18 protein-coding genes are annotated in these 17,669 nt (G+C 65.1%); 8 read left to right on the top strand and 10 right to left on the bottom strand.

The window, feature by feature from the left end; genetic code table 11:
* Position 1: 1 nt before the first annotated feature.
* The gene (gene topA, locus WA702_RS26775) at positions 2 to 2,788 is read right to left on the bottom strand and encodes a type I DNA topoisomerase (RefSeq protein ID WP_425113556.1); all 2,787 of its coding nucleotides are present in this window, start codon (positions 2,786 to 2,788) and stop codon (positions 2 to 4) included.
* A 257-nt stretch (positions 2,789 to 3,045) separates the two neighbouring features.
* Between topA and WA702_RS26770 the strand changes: the two genes are divergently transcribed.
* On the top strand, positions 3,046 to 3,258 hold the full coding sequence (locus tag WA702_RS26770; RefSeq protein WP_425113555.1) for a hypothetical protein: 213 nt from the start codon (positions 3,046 to 3,048) through the stop codon (positions 3,256 to 3,258).
* A 48-nt stretch (positions 3,259 to 3,306) separates the two neighbouring features.
* Here the strand turns inward: WA702_RS26770 and WA702_RS26765 are convergent, their stop codons facing one another.
* Positions 3,307 to 3,786: a winged helix-turn-helix transcriptional regulator gene (locus WA702_RS26765; protein WP_425113554.1), complete on the bottom strand. Its 480-nt coding sequence runs from the start codon at positions 3,784 to 3,786 to the stop codon at positions 3,307 to 3,309.
* 138 nt (positions 3,787 to 3,924) lie between these two features.
* Here WA702_RS26765 and WA702_RS26760 point away from each other — a divergent pair, with 138 nt between their 5' ends.
* Entirely contained in the window at positions 3,925 to 4,713 is a 789-nt protein-coding gene (locus WA702_RS26760) for an SDR family NAD(P)-dependent oxidoreductase (RefSeq protein ID WP_425113553.1), read from the top strand.
* A 189-nt stretch (positions 4,714 to 4,902) separates the two neighbouring features.
* Positions 4,903 to 5,079: a hypothetical protein gene (locus WA702_RS26755; protein WP_425113552.1), complete on the top strand. Its 177-nt coding sequence runs from the start codon at positions 4,903 to 4,905 to the stop codon at positions 5,077 to 5,079.
* A gap of 55 nt (positions 5,080 to 5,134) precedes the next feature.
* Here the strand turns inward: WA702_RS26755 and WA702_RS26750 are convergent, their stop codons facing one another.
* Positions 5,135 to 5,749 carry an FMN-dependent NADH-azoreductase gene (locus tag WA702_RS26750; RefSeq protein WP_425113551.1) on the bottom strand — a complete coding sequence of 205 codons (615 nt, stop codon included), beginning with the start codon at positions 5,747 to 5,749 and terminating at the stop codon, positions 5,135 to 5,137.
* A gap of 105 nt (positions 5,750 to 5,854) precedes the next feature.
* On the opposite strand from WA702_RS26750, the gene WA702_RS26745 reads away from it, so the two are divergent.
* Positions 5,855 to 6,256 carry a winged helix-turn-helix transcriptional regulator gene (locus tag WA702_RS26745; RefSeq protein WP_425113550.1) on the top strand — a complete coding sequence of 134 codons (402 nt, stop codon included), beginning with the start codon at positions 5,855 to 5,857 and terminating at the stop codon, positions 6,254 to 6,256.
* A 5-nt stretch (positions 6,257 to 6,261) separates the two neighbouring features.
* Here the strand turns inward: WA702_RS26745 and dprA are convergent, their stop codons facing one another.
* From dprA to WA702_RS26720, 5 genes are all read right to left on the bottom strand, one after another.
* Positions 6,262 to 7,380, bottom strand: a complete 1,119-nt coding sequence (gene dprA / locus WA702_RS26740) for a DNA-processing protein DprA (protein WP_425113549.1) — start codon at positions 7,378 to 7,380, stop codon at positions 6,262 to 6,264.
* 100 nt (positions 7,381 to 7,480) lie between these two features.
* On the bottom strand, positions 7,481 to 8,824 hold the full coding sequence (locus WA702_RS26735) for a patatin-like phospholipase family protein (protein WP_425113548.1): 1,344 nt from the start codon (positions 8,822 to 8,824) through the stop codon (positions 7,481 to 7,483).
* 204 nt (positions 8,825 to 9,028) lie between these two features.
* Positions 9,029 to 9,625, bottom strand: a complete 597-nt coding sequence (gene plsY, locus WA702_RS26730) for a glycerol-3-phosphate 1-O-acyltransferase PlsY (RefSeq protein ID WP_425113547.1) — start codon at positions 9,623 to 9,625, stop codon at positions 9,029 to 9,031.
* Between the two features lie 31 nt (positions 9,626 to 9,656).
* Positions 9,657 to 10,958 carry a dihydroorotase gene (locus tag WA702_RS26725; RefSeq protein WP_425113546.1) on the bottom strand — a complete coding sequence of 434 codons (1,302 nt, stop codon included), beginning with the start codon at positions 10,956 to 10,958 and terminating at the stop codon, positions 9,657 to 9,659.
* 19 nt (positions 10,959 to 10,977) lie between these two features.
* The gene (locus tag WA702_RS26720) at positions 10,978 to 11,931 is read right to left on the bottom strand and encodes an aspartate carbamoyltransferase catalytic subunit (protein ID WP_425113545.1); all 954 of its coding nucleotides are present in this window, start codon (positions 11,929 to 11,931) and stop codon (positions 10,978 to 10,980) included.
* A 197-nt stretch (positions 11,932 to 12,128) separates the two neighbouring features.
* On the opposite strand from WA702_RS26720, the gene WA702_RS26715 reads away from it, so the two are divergent.
* From WA702_RS26715 to WA702_RS26705, 3 genes are all read left to right on the top strand, one after another.
* Positions 12,129 to 13,772, top strand: a complete 1,644-nt coding sequence (locus tag WA702_RS26715) for an acyl-CoA dehydrogenase family protein (RefSeq protein WP_425113544.1) — start codon at positions 12,129 to 12,131, stop codon at positions 13,770 to 13,772.
* 56 nt (positions 13,773 to 13,828) lie between these two features.
* Positions 13,829 to 14,593, top strand: a complete 765-nt coding sequence (locus WA702_RS26710; protein ID WP_425113582.1) for a lysostaphin resistance A-like protein — start codon at positions 13,829 to 13,831, stop codon at positions 14,591 to 14,593.
* A gap of 76 nt (positions 14,594 to 14,669) precedes the next feature.
* Entirely contained in the window at positions 14,670 to 15,410 is a 741-nt protein-coding gene (locus tag WA702_RS26705) for a lysostaphin resistance A-like protein (protein ID WP_425113543.1), read from the top strand.
* Here the strand turns inward: WA702_RS26705 and WA702_RS26700 are convergent.
* Complete coding sequence (locus WA702_RS26700) at positions 15,407 to 16,336, bottom strand: AEC family transporter (protein WP_425113542.1); 930 nt, start codon at positions 16,334 to 16,336, stop codon at positions 15,407 to 15,409. The two genes, WA702_RS26705 and WA702_RS26700, sit on opposite strands and share 4 nt — an antisense overlap.
* Position 16,337: 1 nt before the next feature.
* Positions 16,338 to 16,823 carry a Holliday junction resolvase RuvX gene (ruvX, locus tag WA702_RS26695; RefSeq protein WP_425113541.1) on the bottom strand — a complete coding sequence of 162 codons (486 nt, stop codon included), beginning with the start codon at positions 16,821 to 16,823 and terminating at the stop codon, positions 16,338 to 16,340.
* Positions 16,824 to 16,997: 174 nt separating this feature from the next.
* Between ruvX and WA702_RS26690 the strand changes: the two genes are divergently transcribed.
* A partial coding sequence (locus WA702_RS26690) for an ATP-binding cassette domain-containing protein (RefSeq protein ID WP_425113540.1) occupies positions 16,998 to 17,669 on the top strand: 672 nt, incomplete at its 3' end.

The raw sequence follows: 17,669 nt of genomic DNA, 5'->3' as shown, positions 1-17,669 counted from the left end.
CTCATCCGCGAGCTTTGCCGGCGCTCTTCTTCGCTGGCGCTTTCGCGGCCGGCTTGGCCGAGGTCTTCGCAGCCGACGTCTTGGAAGCTACGGCGACCGGCGCGCGCGCCTTGCTGGTGGACTCTGATTTCGGTTTGGCGGCGGCCTTCTTCGCCGCGGTCTTCTTGGCAGGCTTTGCGTCATCCCCATCCTCATCAGACGCGGACTTGTCAGACTCGGACTTGGCTTTGGCTGCCTTCTTCGGCTTGGCAGCCTTCTTGGCGACGGCCTTCTTCTTGCCGCCGCCCTTGGCCGCACGCTCATCGAGCAGCGCGATCGCCTCGGGCAGGGTGATGGTGTCCTTGTCCTTGTCGCCGGGGATGGTCGCATTGACGCCGCCCGCACTGACATAAGCGCCGTAGCGGCCGGCCTTGACCGCGACCGCGCCGAGCGAAGGATGATCGCCGAGTGCCTTGCCGGGGTCGGCACCGAAGCGCTTGCTCGGGCCCTTGGCGATCTTCTCCGCAATCAGGGTGACGGCGCGATTGAGGCCGATGTCGAACACCTCGTCGCCAGCCTCTAGGCTCGCATACGTCTTCTCATGGCGGACGAAAGGCCCGAAGCGGCCGAGACCGGCCGTGATCGGCTGGCCCGTTTCCGGGTGCTTGCCGATCTCGCGCGGTAGCGACAGCAACTTCAGCGCCAATTCGAGCTCGACATCCGCAGGCGAAGTGCCCTTCGGGATGCCGGCGCGCTTCGGCTTCTCGCCCTCTTCGTAGTCCTTCTGGTCGCCGAGCTGGATGTACGGGCCGAACCGGCCGGCCTTGACGACGACATCGCGCCCGGTGTCCGGATCCTGGCCGAGAATGCGGTCGGCCGTGGCCTCGCTGTCGGCGGCGAGCGGCCGGGTGTAGCGGCACTCCGGATAATTCGAGCAGCCGACGAACGCGCCGAACTTGCCTGCCTTGAGGTTGAGCCGGCCGGTGCCGCAGGTCGGGCACTGCCGGACATCGCCGCCATCTTCGCGCGGCGGATAGATGTGCGGACCGAGCATCTCATCAAGCGCATCCAAGACCTGCGCGACGCGCAGGTCCTTGATGTCGTCCACCGCCCCGATGAAGCCGGTCCAGAAATCCTTCAGCACCTGCTGCCAGGAGATCTCGTTGTTGGAGACGCGGTCGAGCTGCTCTTCCAAATCGGCGGTGAAATCATACTCCACATAGCGGCGGAAGAAGTTCTCCAGGAACGCGATCACGACGCGGCCCTTGTCCTCGCCGTGCAGCCGCTTCTTCTCCAGCTTCACGTAGCCGCGAGCCTTCAGCACATCGAGGATCGAGGCATAAGTCGAGGGCCGGCCGATGCCGAGCTCTTCCATGCGCTTGACCAAGGATGCTTCCGAGAAACGCGGCGGCGGTTCGGTGAAATGCTGGGTGACGGCGAGGTCCTGACGCTTCAGCGGCTCGCCCGCGCTCATGGCAGGGAGGCGGCGGCTGTCTTCGTCTTCCTCGTCGTCGCGACCTTCCTGGTACAGCTTGAGGAAGCCGTCGAACTTGACGACCTGGCCTGTGGCGCGCAGTTCCAGCACGCGCGAGCCGGCCTTGGCCGTGATGTCGACCGTGGTGCGCTCGAGCTCGGCGGATTCCATCTGGCTGGCGATGGTGCGGGTCCAGATCAGCTCATAGAGTTTGGCCTGATCGTCATCGAGGCGTCCCCGCAGCTCGGCAGGGCGTCGTGACAGATCGGTCGGACGAATGGCTTCGTGCGCTTCCTGCGCGTTCTTGGCCTTGGTCTGGTATTGGCGCGGGCTGCCGGGCACGTAGTTATTGCCGTAGATCTCGCCGATCACCTTGCGCGCCTGGGTGACGGCTTCGGGCGCGATCTGCACGCCGTCGGTTCGCATATAGGTAATGAGACCGGTGGTCTCGCCGCCGATGTCGATGCCCTCATAGAGCCGCTGCGCGATGCGCATCGTGTGCGCCGGCGCGAAGCCGTGCTTGCGGCTTGCTTCCTGTTGCAGGGTCGAGGTCGTGAAGGGCGCCTGGGGATTGCGGCGCGCCGGCTTGGCGTCGACCGTCGCGACCGTGTAGGTGCCGGCTTCGAGCGCGTTCTTGAAGTCTTCGGCTTCCGCTGACGTGCCGACGTCGAGCCGCTGGATCTTCTTGCCGTCGGCGCCGACGAGGCGGGCTTCAAAACTGTCGCCGCGCGGCGTCGCCAGGGTCGCGATCAGCGACCAGTATTCGCGGGCGACGAATTTTTCGATCTCGAGTTCGCGGTCGCAGACCAGCCGCAGCGCCACCGATTGCACCCGGCCGGCCGAGCGCGCGCCCGGCAGCTTGCGCCACAGCACGGGGGAGAGGGTAAAGCCGACCAGATAGTCCAGCGCGCGGCGTGCCATATAGGCGTCGACCAGCGCGCCGTCGATCTGGCGCGGGTTCTTCATCGCCTCCGTGACCGCCTGCTTGGTGATGGCGTTGAACACCACCCGCTCGATCTTCTGATCCTTCAGCGCGCGCTTTTCCTTCATCACCTCCAGCACGTGCCAGGAGATGGCTTCGCCCTCGCGATCAGGATCGGTCGCCAGGATCAGCCGATCGGCGCCCTTCAGTGACTTCGCAATGTCGTTCAGCCGGCCGGCGGCCTTGGCATCGACCTCCCAGATCATCCGAAAGTTTTCTTCAGGATCGACCGAACCATTTTTGGCGGCGAGATCGCGGACATGGCCAAAAGAGGCTAAAACCTCATAGGAGGAGCCCAAATATTTATTGATCGTCTTGGCTTTCGCCGGCGACTCCACGATGACGATATTCATGTATTTCCAGTGGCTTACGGGAAGGATTGAAGCCGGTTTCGCGGGATTCGCGAGAAACGCTCTCTGACCCCGAACATGGGTGGTGAGGGGGTTCCTGTCAAATCGCCAGATTTTGAAACGAGCGTCCCGGGCAAGAGTTAATATCTAAATGGTTGCATATTACCACCCGAGAGTTGTGGATGTTGAATAGGTAAATCTGTCAAATAAGATGGATTCGGATGAATTTTTTGACCAAACCACTGCGTAAGCGAAAGCGCATGTCTCAGAGCCGAGAGCCGCGCCACCTTCATGACAATGTCCATGATGAAGGCGGAGCCGACGAGGCGGCGGCGATCATAGCCGAGACCACGCAAAGGCTCGCCGGGCTCGCCCGGCGCCATCATCTGGAGATGCTCGATTATCTGCTGCGCATGGCGCATCTCGAGGCCGAAGAATGGCTGCGACTGCGCAGCCGGAAGAAACTGTCGTAGCGAGCGGGAACTCTGCCGTCCCAGATCATCTGGAGCGGATGGAGATGCCTATTTTGACGCGCTTTCTTTGCCCGCGAGCGTCCCCGGCCGTGGCTTCAGCGTGGTATCGGCGGCCGCCAGCACGCGGCCATCCTCGGCGCAAAGTGCCAGCTTGCGGACCCGGCGGCCATTCTCGCGGTCGACCAGCATGGTCGCGATCTCCTGCGGTCTCTCGTCGAATTCCTCGCTCCACTGCCGCAGCGCTACCAGGATCGGGAACAGGCCACGGCCCTTGGCGGTCAGCACATAGTCACGGTAGGCGCTGCCGTCGGACGCCGGCTCGGTCGCCAGGATGCCGCGCTCCACGAGATCGCGCAGCCGCACCGTGAGGATGTTCTTGGCGAGCCCGAGGCTGCGCTGGAACTCGCCGAAGCGGCGGCATCCCATGAAAGCGTCGCGGATGATCAGGAGCGACCACCAATCGCCGATCGCATCCAGCGATCGCGCGATGGGGCAGGCGTCGCCGTCCAGGCTCGTGCGCTTGACCATGCTGGGCTCCTCAAACCTCGACCGATGTGGCTTCCACGTGAAGGCGATCACGTGTTTATATAGTTGCATTATAAAACCATTCGGTCTAAATGGCCATATAGTTTCATTATGCAACCATTCAACATATGGAGACTGGCCGTGAGGCTCGCAAACAAGACGGCATTGATCACTGGCGGCAACAGCGGCATCGGCTTGGCGACTGCGAAGCGGTTCGTGGCCGAAGGGGCCAAGGTCGCGATCACCGGCCGCAATGTGGAGCGGCTCGAGGCCGCGGCGCATGAGCTCGGGCCGCAGGCATTGGCGCTTGCGGCCGACGCCACCGACATCGCCGCGACCGAGGCTGCGATCGCCAAGGCGGCGGATCGCTTCGGCAAGCTCGACATTCTGTTCGCCAACGCCGGCATTCCCGGCCAGACGCCGGTGGGCAGCGCTTCGCTCGAGGTGTTCGAGCAGGTGATCCGGACCAATCTGACCAGCGTGTTCTTCACGGTGCAGGCGGCGCTGCCGCATCTCAATGACGGCGCCTCGATCATCCTCAACGGCTCGGTGATCTCCGTGCTCGGCAATCCCGGCTATTCTGCCTATGCCGCGAGCAAGGCCGGCGTGACCGCGATGGCGCGGGTGCTGGTCTCCGAATTGTCGCCACGCGGTATCCGGGTCAATGTCGTCGCACCCGGTGCGATCCGCACGCCGATCTGGGGAGCTGCGATCGCGACGCCGGAGGCCGAAAAGATCTTCGAGGCCCGCATCGGCGCGACAACGCCGCTCGGCCATATCGGCGAGCCGGAGAACATCGCAAACACTGTGTTGTTCCTGGCCTCAGACGAGGCGGCGCACATCACGGGGCAGCAGCTGTTTGTCGATGGCGGTGCGACCAGCTCTCCCGCCGGTGCTCCAATCTTCAGGGGGCAGGCGGCGAGGCAGTAGATAGAGAAGGCAACTAACAAAGGTCGGTCAGAGCCGAGCCCGTCGGCGCGCTTCGCTTTTTCGGTGAAGCCGCCGACGGGCTCGAAGGTGTGATGGGAAAAACTGCAGGCCGCATTGAACCATCGCTGCTGCGGTGACGACCTCTTCGCGAGGGCGGGATTTTTTTACACATTCATAATGGAGCGCATAATGGCCAAAACTGCGCGTTCTTCCGTTTTAATGTCGACACCGGCGTCAGTCGCCGAGCAACCGGCGCGGATTCAGTCTGCAAAAGATATTTTCATGACGGTGATGATCTTCTCGTTGACCGGCCTGTTGCTCTCGCTCGGTGCTCTGGCGCTGGGTTGGCCGCTGGTCTGGGACTGATCCTGTCGAGGGCGGCTGCCGCGCCGATGTCGGCAGCCGCGATCACTGCGCTATCCTAGGCGGCCTGCAGCTGGCTAACGGCTTCGAGCGCGTTCGCCAGCGCCTTCTCGCGGTGCTCGGGCCCGACCTGGATGCCGTCGGCCGCGATGAATTCCAGCGCGGTGACGCCGATGAAGCCGAAGATGCCGCGCAGATAACTCTCGAGATGCTCGAGCGCGGCAGTCGGCGTGCCCTGGCCATAATATCCGCCGCGCGACAGCGCGACGATGACACGCTTATTGCCGGCGAGGCCTTGCGGTCCTTGCGCGGTATATCGGAAAGTCTTGCCGGCAATCAGGATGCGATCGATCCACGCCTTCAGCTGGCTCGGAATCGAGAAATTGTACATCGGTGCGCCCAGCACCAGGATGTCGGCGGCGAGAAACTCCTCCAGAACGGCTTGGCCGGCCGCAAGCTCCTGCTGCAGGAGCGGATCGGATGGCAGGTTGCCTTGCGCGGCCGCAAGATGCGTCCCCGACAGATGCGCGAGCGGGGCCGCGGTAAGGTCACGATAGGCGATCTCGAGGCCGGGCGTCGTGTGCCGCAGCCGGTCGACGATTGCCGCTGAGAGCCGCCGGCTCACGGAGTGCGGCCCGAGCACGCTGGAATCGATGTGGAGGAGCTTGGTCATCGCCGGTTACCTTTTGGGTTTTGGTATGGGTTTGTAACTAGCGCACTATGAGTAACTGTGCGATCACCGCACAAGAACGCACATTTTTGAAACCCGGGCACATCCGTGAAACCTGAGAACATCCGTGGTCCCATCCCTCCGCGGCAGTCGCTGGACGACCATGACTGTCGCGGCGTCGCCTCCGTCCTGGCGCGAGTCGGCGACAAATGGAGCGTGTTCGTCATCATGATGCTCGGCGACGGGCCGAAGCGCTTTAACGAGCTGAAGCGCATGGTCGGCGGCATCTCGCAGCGGATGCTGACGCTCACCTTGCGTGGGCTGGAGCGCGACGGGCTGGTCACGCGCACGGTGTTTCCGACCATTCCGCCGCGCGTCGATTACGAGCTCACCGATCTCGGCCGCGGGCTGTGCCATCCCGTGAAGTCGCTCGGCGAATGGGCCGTGAGCCATCAGGACCAGATCGAGGCGGCACGCTCGCGCTTCGACGAACGCAGCGCGCGGGACTGATTAGCTCACGAGAGGGATGCCAGTCCGCCGCGATGGCGCTCGAGCTTGCCTGCAAGCTCGAGCTCGAGCAGCACGGTGCGGACCACGGCCGGCGCGATGCCCGAGATCCGGATCAGATCGTCCAGCGAGACCGGCGTCGGCCCGAGCAGGCTCACGATCTGGTCGCGGTCGTGGTTTTCGGGATCGGGCGCAAACGGCTCGTCATCATCCTCGCGCAAGGGCAGGGACTTTGGCCGCGCCATGATCGGTGCAACGGCGTCGATGATGTCGGGGGCGCCGGTGACAAGCATCGCACCCTGCTTGATCAGATCGTTGGTGCCGGCTGCGCGCGGATCGAGCGGCGAGCCGGGGACGGCAAACACCTCGCGGCCCTGTTCGCCGGCCATCCGCGCCGTGATCAGCGAGCCCGAGCGATGGGCGGCCTCGACCACGACCACGCCGAGCGCGGCGCCTGAGATCAGGCGGTTGCGGCGGGGAAAGTCGCGAGCGCGCGGCTCATGCCCGAGCGGCATCTCTGAGATCGCGGCACCTTCGCCGGCGAGGATCGAGGTCAACAGATCCTCGTGCTCGGGCGGATAGATCCGGTCATGACCGCCGGCGAGCACCGCGATGGTGCCGCTCGCGATACTCCTGCGGTGCGCCGCCTGGTCGATGCCGCGGGCGAGGCCCGAGATGATGACGAAGCCGGCCTCGCCCAGCTCATGTGCGAGCTGGCCGGCGAATTTGAGCCCGGCGGCGGAGGCATTGCGCGAGCCGACGATGGCGATGATCGGTCGCATCAGAGTTTCGTCAGCGCCACGCACGGCGAGCAATGGCGGCGCATCGTCGAGCGTGGCCAGCCGCGACGGGTAGCCGTTCTCGCCCAGTGCCAGCAGGCGGATGCCGAGCTTGCGTGATGCCGTAAGCTCCGCGTGCGCCTCGTCCTTGCTGCAGATCCGCAAGGTCCGTCCGGCGCCGCCGCGGCGCGCCAGCTCCGGCAGTTGCGCGATCGCAGCCTGCGCGCTGCCGCAATGATCGAGCAGCGAGCGAAAGGTCCGCGGCCCGACATTATCGGAGCGGATCAGCCGCAGGCGATCGAGCCGCTCGGCCTCGGCCAGCTCGATGGTGGTGGTAATGGCGTCCACGCGTGACCTCCAGATGGAGGCAGCATGACGCAACCTGAGGGCGCAGGGAAGGGGGCGCGCGTACGTCACGCGCCCAACAGCAGAGATCAGACCAGAAAATTTAGACGAGCAGCGAGTCCAGCATGGCCGCGTCGAACTCCGCCCGGCGCTCCTGTGGAGCGAGCGTGGTGCCGACAGGCGCCTCGCGCAGCCAGCGCTCGGCCGCATGACGGCCGCCTTCGTGCAGCATCGCGATGAAGCCCGGTCCGAAATCGGTGGGGCTCTGCTCAGCCAGATCGGCGATCGCGTCCTCGGCCGCCAGCCGGTGCACGCGCGGCGGATGCAGGCCGTCGCTGCGCGCCCATTCCAGCGCGGCGAGCTCGGCATTGAGCACGGCATTGGCCGCGATCCGGTCGAGCCGGCGGTCGATCGCGGCCGGCCACTCCGGAATCGCGCCATCGCGCGTCGGCGTCACCTGCACGACCAGGAGGTCGGCGGCGCTGGATTCGTGCACCAGGCTGACGATCGGCGGATTGGCCGTGAGGCTGCCATCCCAATAGGCCTCGCCGTCGATCTCGATCGGAGATTGCAGCTGGGGCGGGCAGGTCGAGGCAAGCAGCGCGTCTGGCGTGATCTCGGCGTTGCGAAAGATCCGCTGGCCGCCGTCGCGGACCCGGGTCGCGGCGAGCAACACGCGTGGTGCGGCCGGGCCCTGCACGGCGGCGAAATTGATCTGGTTCGTCAGCATCTCGCGAAGCGGCGCGAGGTCGGACCGCGCCGCACGCAGCGCCGGTCCGGTCGCGATCGTGCTGCTGGCGGGCGATAAACTGCCGACCAGCATCAGTGCGTGGAACGAGGCCTCGCTGGTCACGCGAGTCCAGAACTGCGTCAACAGCTCGCGCGCAGCTTCGCGGCCGCCATTGGCGATGCCACAAGCGAGCAGTGCGGCGTTGATGGCGCCGGCGCTCGCGCCGCTGATCGTGTCGAAGTCGACACTTGGTTCTTCCAGCAACCGCTCGATCACGCCCCAGGAGAACGCCGAGAACGTGCCGCCACCCTGCAGCGCCAGCGACAGCTTGCGCGGCGGCCAGAGGCGCGGCGCAGGCGCCAGCGCCGGTGTCGCAACGATGGTCTGCGCGAGCGAGCGGTCCGTCGTCGCCGGCAGCTTCACCTCGACGGCGGTCGGCTTCATCCCGGTCGCGGCCAGTATCATCTCGGCGATAACGGGCTGTGTCGCCAGCGGCGCGACATCAGGCGCGTCCGCGACGACAGCGCTCGGCAGCGGCTCCCTTACTGGCTCGCTCGCCCTGGTGATCGGCAGCGGAGCTTCCACAACCGGCGCTGGCGTGACGACCGGCTCGGCTATGACCGGATCTGAATTCGTGCTGTCGCCGCTCGACCAGATCTGGGCGCCGGAAAGCAGGGCAGTCGCGGAGGAACGATACGGTGCGGCCTGCTGCTGCACCGGCTCCTGCTGAGTGATGGGGTCATGGCGCGTGGCCGATGACCCGCTCGCTTCGGTCTTTCTGAACCACATGATTCGACAATGACAGGCTCAACTGATTCCCGCCAGAGTCACGCGTCGATATCAGTTGGGAACTACGCGCAGTGTTGCTGCATTGCCGCGAAAATGCAGGCGAAATACGGCTTTTCCGTAAGAATGCGGTGGCTACTTCTTCGCGCCGATCTTGTTCTCCGTACCGCTGAGCAAGCGCTTGATGTTTTCACGGTGCATGTAGAACAGCAGGATGGTGAGAACGGCTGACAGCGCCGCGAGCGCGGTGTGGCTGATGGACAACAGCATGATCGGCGTGAGCACACTAGCCACGAACGCGGCTAGCGAGGAGTAGCGGAACGCGAAGGCGGTCGCGAGCCAGATCAGGCAGAAGAACAGCGCCGCAGGCCAGAACAGGCCGAGCAGGATGCCGATATAGACGGCAACGCCCTTGCCGCCGCGAAACTTCAACCAAATCGGGAACAAATGGCCGAGAAAGGCGCCGAGGCCAGCGACCATCGCCGCGGTGGGGCCGCCGAAATGGCCGCAAAGAATAACCGCGGCGGTGCCCTTCAGCGCGTCGCCGAGCAGGGTCGCGACGGCGAGTTCCTTGCGTCCGGTGCGCAACACGTTGGTGGCGCCGATACTGCCCGAGCCGATATTGCGCAGATCCTCGGTGCCGGCCCATCTGGTGAGGATCACGCCGAACGGGATCGAGCCGAACAGATAACCGATCACCAGGGCGACGAAGAGAAAGGCGTCAGGTCCCATCGCGCATCACTCCTTGGCTGTCGCCTGTGTATCAGACATGCTCGAATACGGTGCGGCCGCCGACGATGGTGCGCACCACGCGTCCGGTGAAGCGGGCCTCGTCGAACGGGGTGTTCTTGCATAGCGATTTAAGATCAGTGGGATCGAGCACCCAAGGCACATCGGGGTCGATCACGACGATGTCGGCAGGTGCGCCCGCGCGCAAGGTGCCGCCGGGCAGGCCGAGCAGTTCGGCGGGGCGCGTCGACATCGCGCGGATCAGCGTGGTCCAGGAGAGCTCGCCATTGTGCACGAGCCGCAGCGCGGCCGGCAGCATGGTCTCCATGCCGACGGCGCCGCTGGCGGCCTCGGCGAATGGCAGCCGCTTCACCTCGACGTCCTGCGGGTTGTGATCGGAGACGATGACGTCGATCAGGCCCGAGGCCAGCGCCTCCACCAGCGCGCGCCGATCGGTCTCGGCGCGCAGCGGCGGTGACAATTTCAGGAAGGTGCGGTAGGGGCCGATGTCGTTCTCGTTCAAGGTGACATGGTTGATCGAGACCGAGGCGCTCACGGACAAGCCCGCATCGCGCGCCCGCTGCAGGATCTCGAGCGAGTCGATCGAGCTCAGGGACGCGGCGTGGTAGCGTCCCTTGGCGAGCGCGACCAACCGCATGTCGCGCTCCAGCATGACCGCTTCGGCCGCGGCCGGAATCCCCTCGAGGCCGAGGCGCGAAGCGAACTCGCCCTCGTTCATGACGCCTTCACCGACGAGATCGGGATCCTCGGTGTGGTGCACGATCAGCGCGTCGAAATCGCGCGCATAGGTCAGCGCGCGGCGCATCACCTGCGCATTGGTGACGCTGGTGTGGCCGTTCGAGAAGGCGACCGCGCCGGCCGCTTTCAAGAGCCCGATCTCGGTCATCTCCTCGCCGCGCAGGCCCTTGGTCAGCGCCGCCATCGGCTGGATGTTGACGACCGCGGTGTCGCGGGACCGGCGCAGCACGAAATCGACCGTCGTCGAATTGTCGATGACGGGCGCGGTGCCGGGCTGGCAGATGATGGTGGTGATGCCGCCGGTGGCGGCCGCCAGGCTCGCCGACGCGAAGGTCTCGCGATAGTCATAGCCGGGCTCGCCGACGAACGCGCACATGTCGATCAGTCCGGGGGCCACGACCTTGCCGGCGCAGTTGATGATGTCGGTGCCTTCGGGCACGCCGGCGGCGCCGATGCCGCGCCGCATTTCGCGGATCACGCCATCGGCGATCAGCAGGTCGCCGATGCCGTCGAAATCGCGCGCGGGATCGATGACGCGGGCGTTGGCGAGCAGGATCGGGCGGCGGTCGGTCAGCATGGTCGTTCCCGATTTACGTTCAAGCATTCGGCAGGTTGCGGGCGAGCGCCTCTAACACCGCCATCCGCACCGCGACACCCATCTCCACCTGTTCCCGGATCAGCGACTGCGCGCCGTCGGCGACGATGGAGTCGATCTCGACGCCGCGATTCATCGGTCCCGGATGCATCACCAGCGCATCCGGCTTGGCGTAGGCGAGCTTCTTCTGGTCGAGCCCGAAATAGCGAAAATATTCGCCTGACGAAGGCACGAAGGAGCCGTTCATGCGCTCGCGCTGCAGCCGCAGCATCATCACGATGTCGGCGCCTTGCAGCCCTTCGCGCATGTCGCGGGCCACCTCGACGCCCATCCGCTCGATGCCCTGCGGCAACAGCGTCGACGGCGCGACCACGCGCACCCGCGCGCCCATGGTGTTGAGCAGCAGGATGTTGGAGCGCGCCACCCGCGAATGCAGCACGTCGCCGCAGATCGCGATCACGAGCCCTTCGATCCGGCCCTTGTTGCGGCGGATCGTCAGCGCATCGAGCAGCGCCTGGGTCGGATGCTCATGGGCGCCGTCGCCGGCATTGATCACGGAGCCGTCGACCTTGCGCGCCAGCAGTTCCACCGCGCCGGAGGCGTGGTGGCGCACCACCAGGATATCCGGGTGCATCGCGTTCAGCGTCACGGCCGTGTCCATCAGGGTCTCGCCCTTGCGCATGGACGAGGAGGACACCGACATGTTCATGACGTCGGCGCCGAGCCGTTTTCCGGCGATCTCGAACGAGGATTGGGTCCGCGTCGAAGCCTCGAAGAACAGGTTGACCTGGGTCCGGCCGCGCAGCACGGTGCGCTTCTTGTCGACTTGACGGTTCAGTTCGACATACTCCTCGGACAAGTCGAGGAGGCCGGTGATATCGTCAGCGGAAAGGCCCTCGATTCCCAGCAAATGCCGGTGCGCGAGGACGAACGTCGATTTCGGAGAGGTTGCCATTAAAGCCAGAGCTATAGGCGCGGTTTCCACGGTGGGCAAGGGCGAAAGCCGGTGTTCCGAGTTATCCCCCGTTGCCTCGGCGGCAAGGCTTTGTGAACTATGCCAGGGAGTGGTGGCACTTTTCGCGGCCGGGTGCGGGCGCGACCGCCTATGATTTTCCTATTCGGCCGCGCCGATCATCGATACGGAATACGGCCATGACCCAGCCTTCGTTCGCGACCCACGAGGTGTTCAACCAGTCACCGCCGTTCGAGGACGTCAACCTCTATACGTCCGATCAGTCGTTGGCCGCCGCCGTTGCGGCCAACGGCGGCGCGGACGCGCAGCGAGAGCTCACCGAGTTCGGACAGCTGTGGGGATCGGCTGCGATGACGGAGCGGGGCCGGCTCGCCAACGAGAGCACGCCGAAGCTGCGGACTTTCGATTCCAAGGGCCATCGCCGCGACGTCGTCGAGTTTCATCCGGCCTATCATGAGTTGATGGCGTATGCGGCGCAGGCCGGCCTGCACAATTCGACCTGGACGAGTGAAGGCAAGCCGCGCGGCGGCAGCTCCGAGGTGGTGCGTGCGGCGAAATTCTATATCGCCAGCCAGGTCGAAAGCGGCCATCTCTGTCCGGTGACGATGACGCGCGCCTCCGTGGCGGCGCTGGCATTGCAACCGGAGTTGCTGGCGAGCACGATGCCGGTCATCGCCAGCCGCGACTACGATCCGAGCTTTGCACCGTGGTGGCAGAAGCGCGGCATGACACTCGGCATGGGTATGACCGAGAAGCAGGGCGGCACCGATGTGCGTGCCAATATGACCCGCGCCGAGCGCACAGCCGACGGCTATCGCATCACCGGCCACAAATGGTTCATGTCGGCGCCGATGTGCGACGCCTTCCTGGTGCTGGCGCAGGCCGATGCAGGATTGACCTGCTTCTTCATGCCGCGCTTTGCGCCCGACGGTTCGGTGAACGCGATCCAGTTCCAGCGTTTGAAGGACAAGCTCGGCAACCGCTCGAACGCATCCTCCGAAGTCGAGTTCATCGGTGCCTATGCGGCGCGCGTCGGCGAGGAGGGCAAGGGCATCCGCACCATCATCCAGATGGTGCAACTGACGCGACAGGACTGCGCGATCTCGTCTGCCGGCCTGATGCGCTCGGGCCTTGCGCATGCGTTGCATCACACCCGCCATCGCAGCGTGTTCCAGAAGCATCTGGCCGATCAGCCGCTGATGCAGGCGGTGCTGTCAGACATGGCGCTGCATGTCGAGGCGAGTGTGGCGCTGGTGATGCGGATGTGCCGGGCGTTCGATCGCGCGCCGGCCGACGCCGGGGAGGCGGCCTATGTGCGGCTGCTGACACCCGCGATCAAATATTGGGTCTGCAAGAGCGCGCCGGCGTTTCTGTACGAGGCGATGGAATGCCTCGGCGGCAATGGCTATGTGGAGGACGGCATTCTGGCGCGGCACTTCCGGGAGTCGCCGGTCAATGCGATCTGGGAAGGCTCGGGCAACGTGATGTGCCTCGACGTGCTCAGGGCCCTGTCGCGCGACGCCGAGGCCGCGATGACGGTTCTGACCGCGCTCGCGGCCGAGACGCGCGGTCTGCCTGGCGCGGCAGAGACGGTCAGCTTCATCGGGCAGGCTTTCCGCAGGCCCGACTCGGAGCGCGTGGCGCGTCTCGCGGTCGAGAAGCTGGCGCTGCTCGCAGCCAGCGCCGCGCTGAACCAGGTCACACCGCGTCATGCCGAGCTGTTTGCCGCCACTCGTCTCGCCACGACCCATCCCGGCATGTACGGCGCCGTCGACCTCGATGCCGCTGACATGCGCACCTTGCTGGAGCGCGCGCTGCAGTGACCGATCTTCCTGAAAGCCTCGCACTCGAATACGTCGATCCCCAAGGTCCGCCCGTTCTGGTCGAGCCCGGGCACCGCGCGCCGCGCAGGCTGGGATTCTGGCGCACGGCACTGTGGGGTGTGCTCGTCATCGTCGCATTTTTTGTCGGTCAGTTGGTTCCGATCGGTTATTTCGTGCTCACGTCACCGGGGGCGCTCAATAGCATTGAAGCGCTCAAACAGGCTCTGAACAACATCGGCAGCTCGCCGGCCATCATCGCATTATCCGCCATTATGGGCCTGCCCGGACTGCTGATCCCGCTCTATTTCGCCATTCGCTCGACGCGGCTTCCGTTTGCCGAGTATCTGGGCCTGCGCTGGACCAGTTGGAAAAATCTCGTCCTCGGCGTCGTCGGCATGGTCGTGGTGTTGGGAATCTGGGAGCTGATGTCAGGCCTGACGGGGCACGAAGAACCCTCGTCGAACTTCATGATCGAGATGCTGAAGGCGGCCCAGGGCGACGGCACGGTATGGTTGCTGGTGATCGCGTTCTGCGTGGCGGCGCCGATCTCGGAAGAGCTGCTCGCTCGCGGTTTCCTCTATCGCGGCTGGTCGGATTCGTTCCTGCGCGTGCCCGGCGCCATCATTCTGTCGTCGCTGATCTGGACCGGGTTACATTTCCAGTACGGCTGGTTCGGTCTGCTCAACGTGCTGTCGCTGGGTCTTTGGTTCGGTTATCTGCGCTACCGTACCCACTCGATTTATTTGACCATGGTCCTGCATGGCCTCAACAACCTCGCGGCCACGCTGCAGACGATGTGGCTTGCGAGCGGAAACGGCTAGCTCGAAAAGCATTGATCCTGTAGTTGTTTGCCTCGGCCTTTCAAGCGGGAATTGCCTGGAGCGGGCGGGGGCATTTATGAGTGACGGAGTCGGCGCACCGGAAGCGCCGCGAGCGTTGCATTTTTTTGAGACTTTGGGCGTTGCACTGGCGACCTATGTCGCGTTCGTGGCCGGTGGGTGGCTGACAGCTGTGGCGCTGTTTGTCGTCCGTCAGGTCTCATCGACTTCGCCGGACGCGCTTTCCGACCAGGCGTACTACAATGCGGTCGTCTTGCTCGGCGCGTTTCCTTGGGCGCTTGCCGTGATCTGGTGGGCGGTTCGCCGTGCAGGATGGCAGGTCTCGGACTATCTTGCCCTCAAATGGCCTCGTCCCGGCGAGCTTGTCGTCGCGCTGGTCGTCACCTTAATTGGGCTGCAGGCGTTGAGCTTCGTTTTCGCTTGGCTGGGTTTGGCGACGGATACTTCCATCGTCAGCGAATACCAAAGCGCCAGGAGCGACACGTCCTTATTCCTTTTTCTGGCAACCGCTTGCGTTGGTGCGCCGATTGTCGAGGAATTCGCGGTGCGCGGATTTGCGTTTCGCGGCTGGTCGGATTCCTTCCTCGGGCCGGTGGGCGCGATCCTGCTCACCTCCGTGCTCTGGGCCGCTTCTCACACCCAGTATGATTGGCTTGGCAAGTTCGATATCTTTGTGACGGGTCTTTTGCTCGGCTACTTCCGCTACCGTAGCGGTTCGACCTATTTGGCGGTCGTCGTGCACTCTGCGATCAATCTTTATATCTCTGTATGGCTGGGCTTGGCGCCACCGTCAGCTTAGCCGTTCGAGACCATCGCGATGATGAGCGGCATCGTCAGCGCCGCCAGCGCGGTCTGCAGAGTGATGATCTGCGCCAGCAGCGGTGCGTCGCCGCCCATCTGCCGCGCCATTACATAGGCGCTCGGCGAGGTCGGCACCGCCGCGCAGACGGCGACGATCACGAGGCTCGGACCGCTCAAGCCGAACCAGACCGCAAGAGCCAGCGCCAGCGCCGGCATCGCCACCAGCTTGAGCCCGACGCCGAGCGCGGCGGCGAGCCTTAAGCGCGTCAGCCCCTCGAAATGCAGTCCGGCGCCGGTGACCAGCAGGCCGATCGCGAGCGACGCCTGGCTCAGCGCGTTGGCCACGTCGTGCCAGAGCTTGGGCAGCGGCACGTGCAGCTGGTTCAGCGCCAGTCCGGCGATGCAAGCCAGGATCAGCGGATTGCGCGCGATCGTAAGTGCGATCTCGCGCGCAGAGCGCCGTTCGGGCGCGGCATAATGGGCCAGCACGGTGACGCTCAGCACATTGACGAGCGGAATGATCGCGACCATGGCGACGGACGCCAGCGCGAGGCCCGACGCGCCATAGAGGCTGCCGGAGACGGCGAGCCCGACATAGGTTTGCCAGCGGACCGCGCCCTGGAAGATCGAAGTGAAGGCGGGCCCGTCGATCGCGAGCCGCGCCAGCAGCGGGCGCAGCGCGAGGCAGAGCAAGGCCATCGCCAGCGCGGACAGGAACAGTGCGCCGCCGACGCCGGCGAACGGCACCTTCGACAGATCGGCTTTCACCAGCGTCTGCACCAACAGCGCCGGAAACAGCACGTAGTAGGTCAGCCGCTCAAGTCCCTGCCATTGCGCGTCGGGCTGGATCAGGCTGCGCTTCAGCACGACCCCGAGCAGGATCAGCAGGAACACCGGCAGCAATGCCGCGATGACGACGCCCATGCTAAACGCTGCTCTGTCGCAGTTTGGCCAGCCGGTCGAGCGCGCCCTGCAAGATGAAGATCGCTGCGTGTTCGTCGATCACCTCGGCGCGCCGCGCGCGGCTGACATCCATGCCGATCAGCTCGCGCTCGACCGCGGCGGTCGAGAGCCGCTCGTCCCATAGCCCGATCGGCAGATCGGTAAGCTTGGAAAAGTTGCGGGCGAAGGCGCGGGTGGATTGCGCACGCGGTCCCTCGCTGCCGTCCATGTTGATCGGGAGCCCCAGCACGAAGCCGGTCACCTTGCGCTCGGCGGCAAGGGCAAGCAGCCGCGCGGCGTCGGCCTTGAATGCCTTGCGCTGGATGGTCTCGATGCCGGTGGCGAGTCTGCGGTCGGGATTCGAGACGGCGACGCCGATGGTCTTCGTGCCGAGGTCGAGACCGATCAGTGCGCCGCGGTCAGGCCAGTGCGCGGCAGCGTCGACGAGGGGAAGGATGAGAGCGGGCATGCGCTGCGCTTAGCACGCGCCCGCATGCCGAGCCAGCAGGGCCGGGAACGGCCCGGGTTGCTGCGGGGTCCGGATCGGCCTACATTACGTGCCGAACCCTGAAGAGGAATGGTGCCGTGGATATCCGGATCAACATCGCAAGCCGCCTTGTTTGGTCCGAATTCACGGTTGTTCATGCCCAGCTTCCTCACGCTCGACGCAGTCGCCGCCACGACGCCTGACGGTTACCGCCTTTTCGACCATCTCACATTCTCTCTTCGAGCCGAACGTGTCGGCCTTGTCGGCCGCAACGGATCCGGTAAATCGACCTTGTTGCGGATCGTCGCAGGCCTGGCCGAGCCAGCCGCGGGGCATGTCATCCGCGCTGGATCGATCGGCACGCTGGCGCAGGACTGGCCCGGACATCTGACGATCGCCGCGGCGCTCGGCGTTGCCGATTGCCTCGCCGTCATCGCGCGCGTTGTTGCCGGAGATGGGCACGAGATCGATTTCGATGCCGCCGACTGGACGCTGTCGACTCGGATCGAGGCGGCGTTGCTCGAAGCCGGTCTGCCCGCGATCGCGCTCGATCGCACGATAGCGACGCTGAGCGGCGGCGAGCGGACCCGTATCGGTATCGCACGGCTGCTGCTCGAAGCGCCCGACCTGCTGCTGCTCGATGAGCCCACCAACAATCTCGACGTTGCCGGCCGCGCGGCTGTTCATCTGCTGATCCAAAATTGGCGCGGCGGCGTGCTGGTCGCGAGCCATGACCGCGAACTGCTGGAAATGATGGATCGCATCGTCGAGCTGACGCCGGTCGGGGTGCGGATCGTCGGCGGCGGCTGGTCGGCGTTCGCGCAGATG

Source organism: Bradyrhizobium sp. (assembly GCF_049798375.1).
Classification (GTDB): domain Bacteria; phylum Pseudomonadota; class Alphaproteobacteria; order Rhizobiales; family Xanthobacteraceae; genus Bradyrhizobium.
This window is presented reverse-complemented; position numbering and strand designations above follow the sequence as displayed.

Bases quoted from the DNA above. Each gene is read 5' to 3' on its own strand.
- topA (WP_425113556.1), bottom strand. From the start codon at position 2,788: ATGAATATCGTCATCGTGGAGTCGCCGGCGAAAGCCAAGACGATCAAT.
- WA702_RS26770 (WP_425113555.1), top strand. From the start codon at position 3,046: ATGTCTCAGAGCCGAGAGCCGCGCCACCTTCATGACAATGTCCATGAT.
- WA702_RS26765 (WP_425113554.1), bottom strand. From the start codon at position 3,786: ATGGTCAAGCGCACGAGCCTGGACGGCGACGCCTGCCCCATCGCGCGA.
- WA702_RS26755 (WP_425113552.1), top strand. From the start codon at position 4,903: ATGGCCAAAACTGCGCGTTCTTCCGTTTTAATGTCGACACCGGCGTCA.
- WA702_RS26750 (WP_425113551.1), bottom strand. From the start codon at position 5,749: ATGACCAAGCTCCTCCACATCGATTCCAGCGTGCTCGGGCCGCACTCC.
- plsY (WP_425113547.1), bottom strand. From the start codon at position 9,625: ATGGGACCTGACGCCTTTCTCTTCGTCGCCCTGGTGATCGGTTATCTG.
- WA702_RS26725 (WP_425113546.1), bottom strand. From the start codon at position 10,958: ATGCTGACCGACCGCCGCCCGATCCTGCTCGCCAACGCCCGCGTCATC.
- WA702_RS26720 (WP_425113545.1), bottom strand. From the start codon at position 11,931: ATGGCAACCTCTCCGAAATCGACGTTCGTCCTCGCGCACCGGCATTTG.
- WA702_RS26715 (WP_425113544.1), top strand. From the start codon at position 12,129: ATGACCCAGCCTTCGTTCGCGACCCACGAGGTGTTCAACCAGTCACCG.
- WA702_RS26705 (WP_425113543.1), top strand. From the start codon at position 14,670: ATGAGTGACGGAGTCGGCGCACCGGAAGCGCCGCGAGCGTTGCATTTT.
- WA702_RS26700 (WP_425113542.1), bottom strand. From the start codon at position 16,336: ATGGGCGTCGTCATCGCGGCATTGCTGCCGGTGTTCCTGCTGATCCTG.
- ruvX (WP_425113541.1), bottom strand. From the start codon at position 16,823: ATGCCCGCTCTCATCCTTCCCCTCGTCGACGCTGCCGCGCACTGGCCT.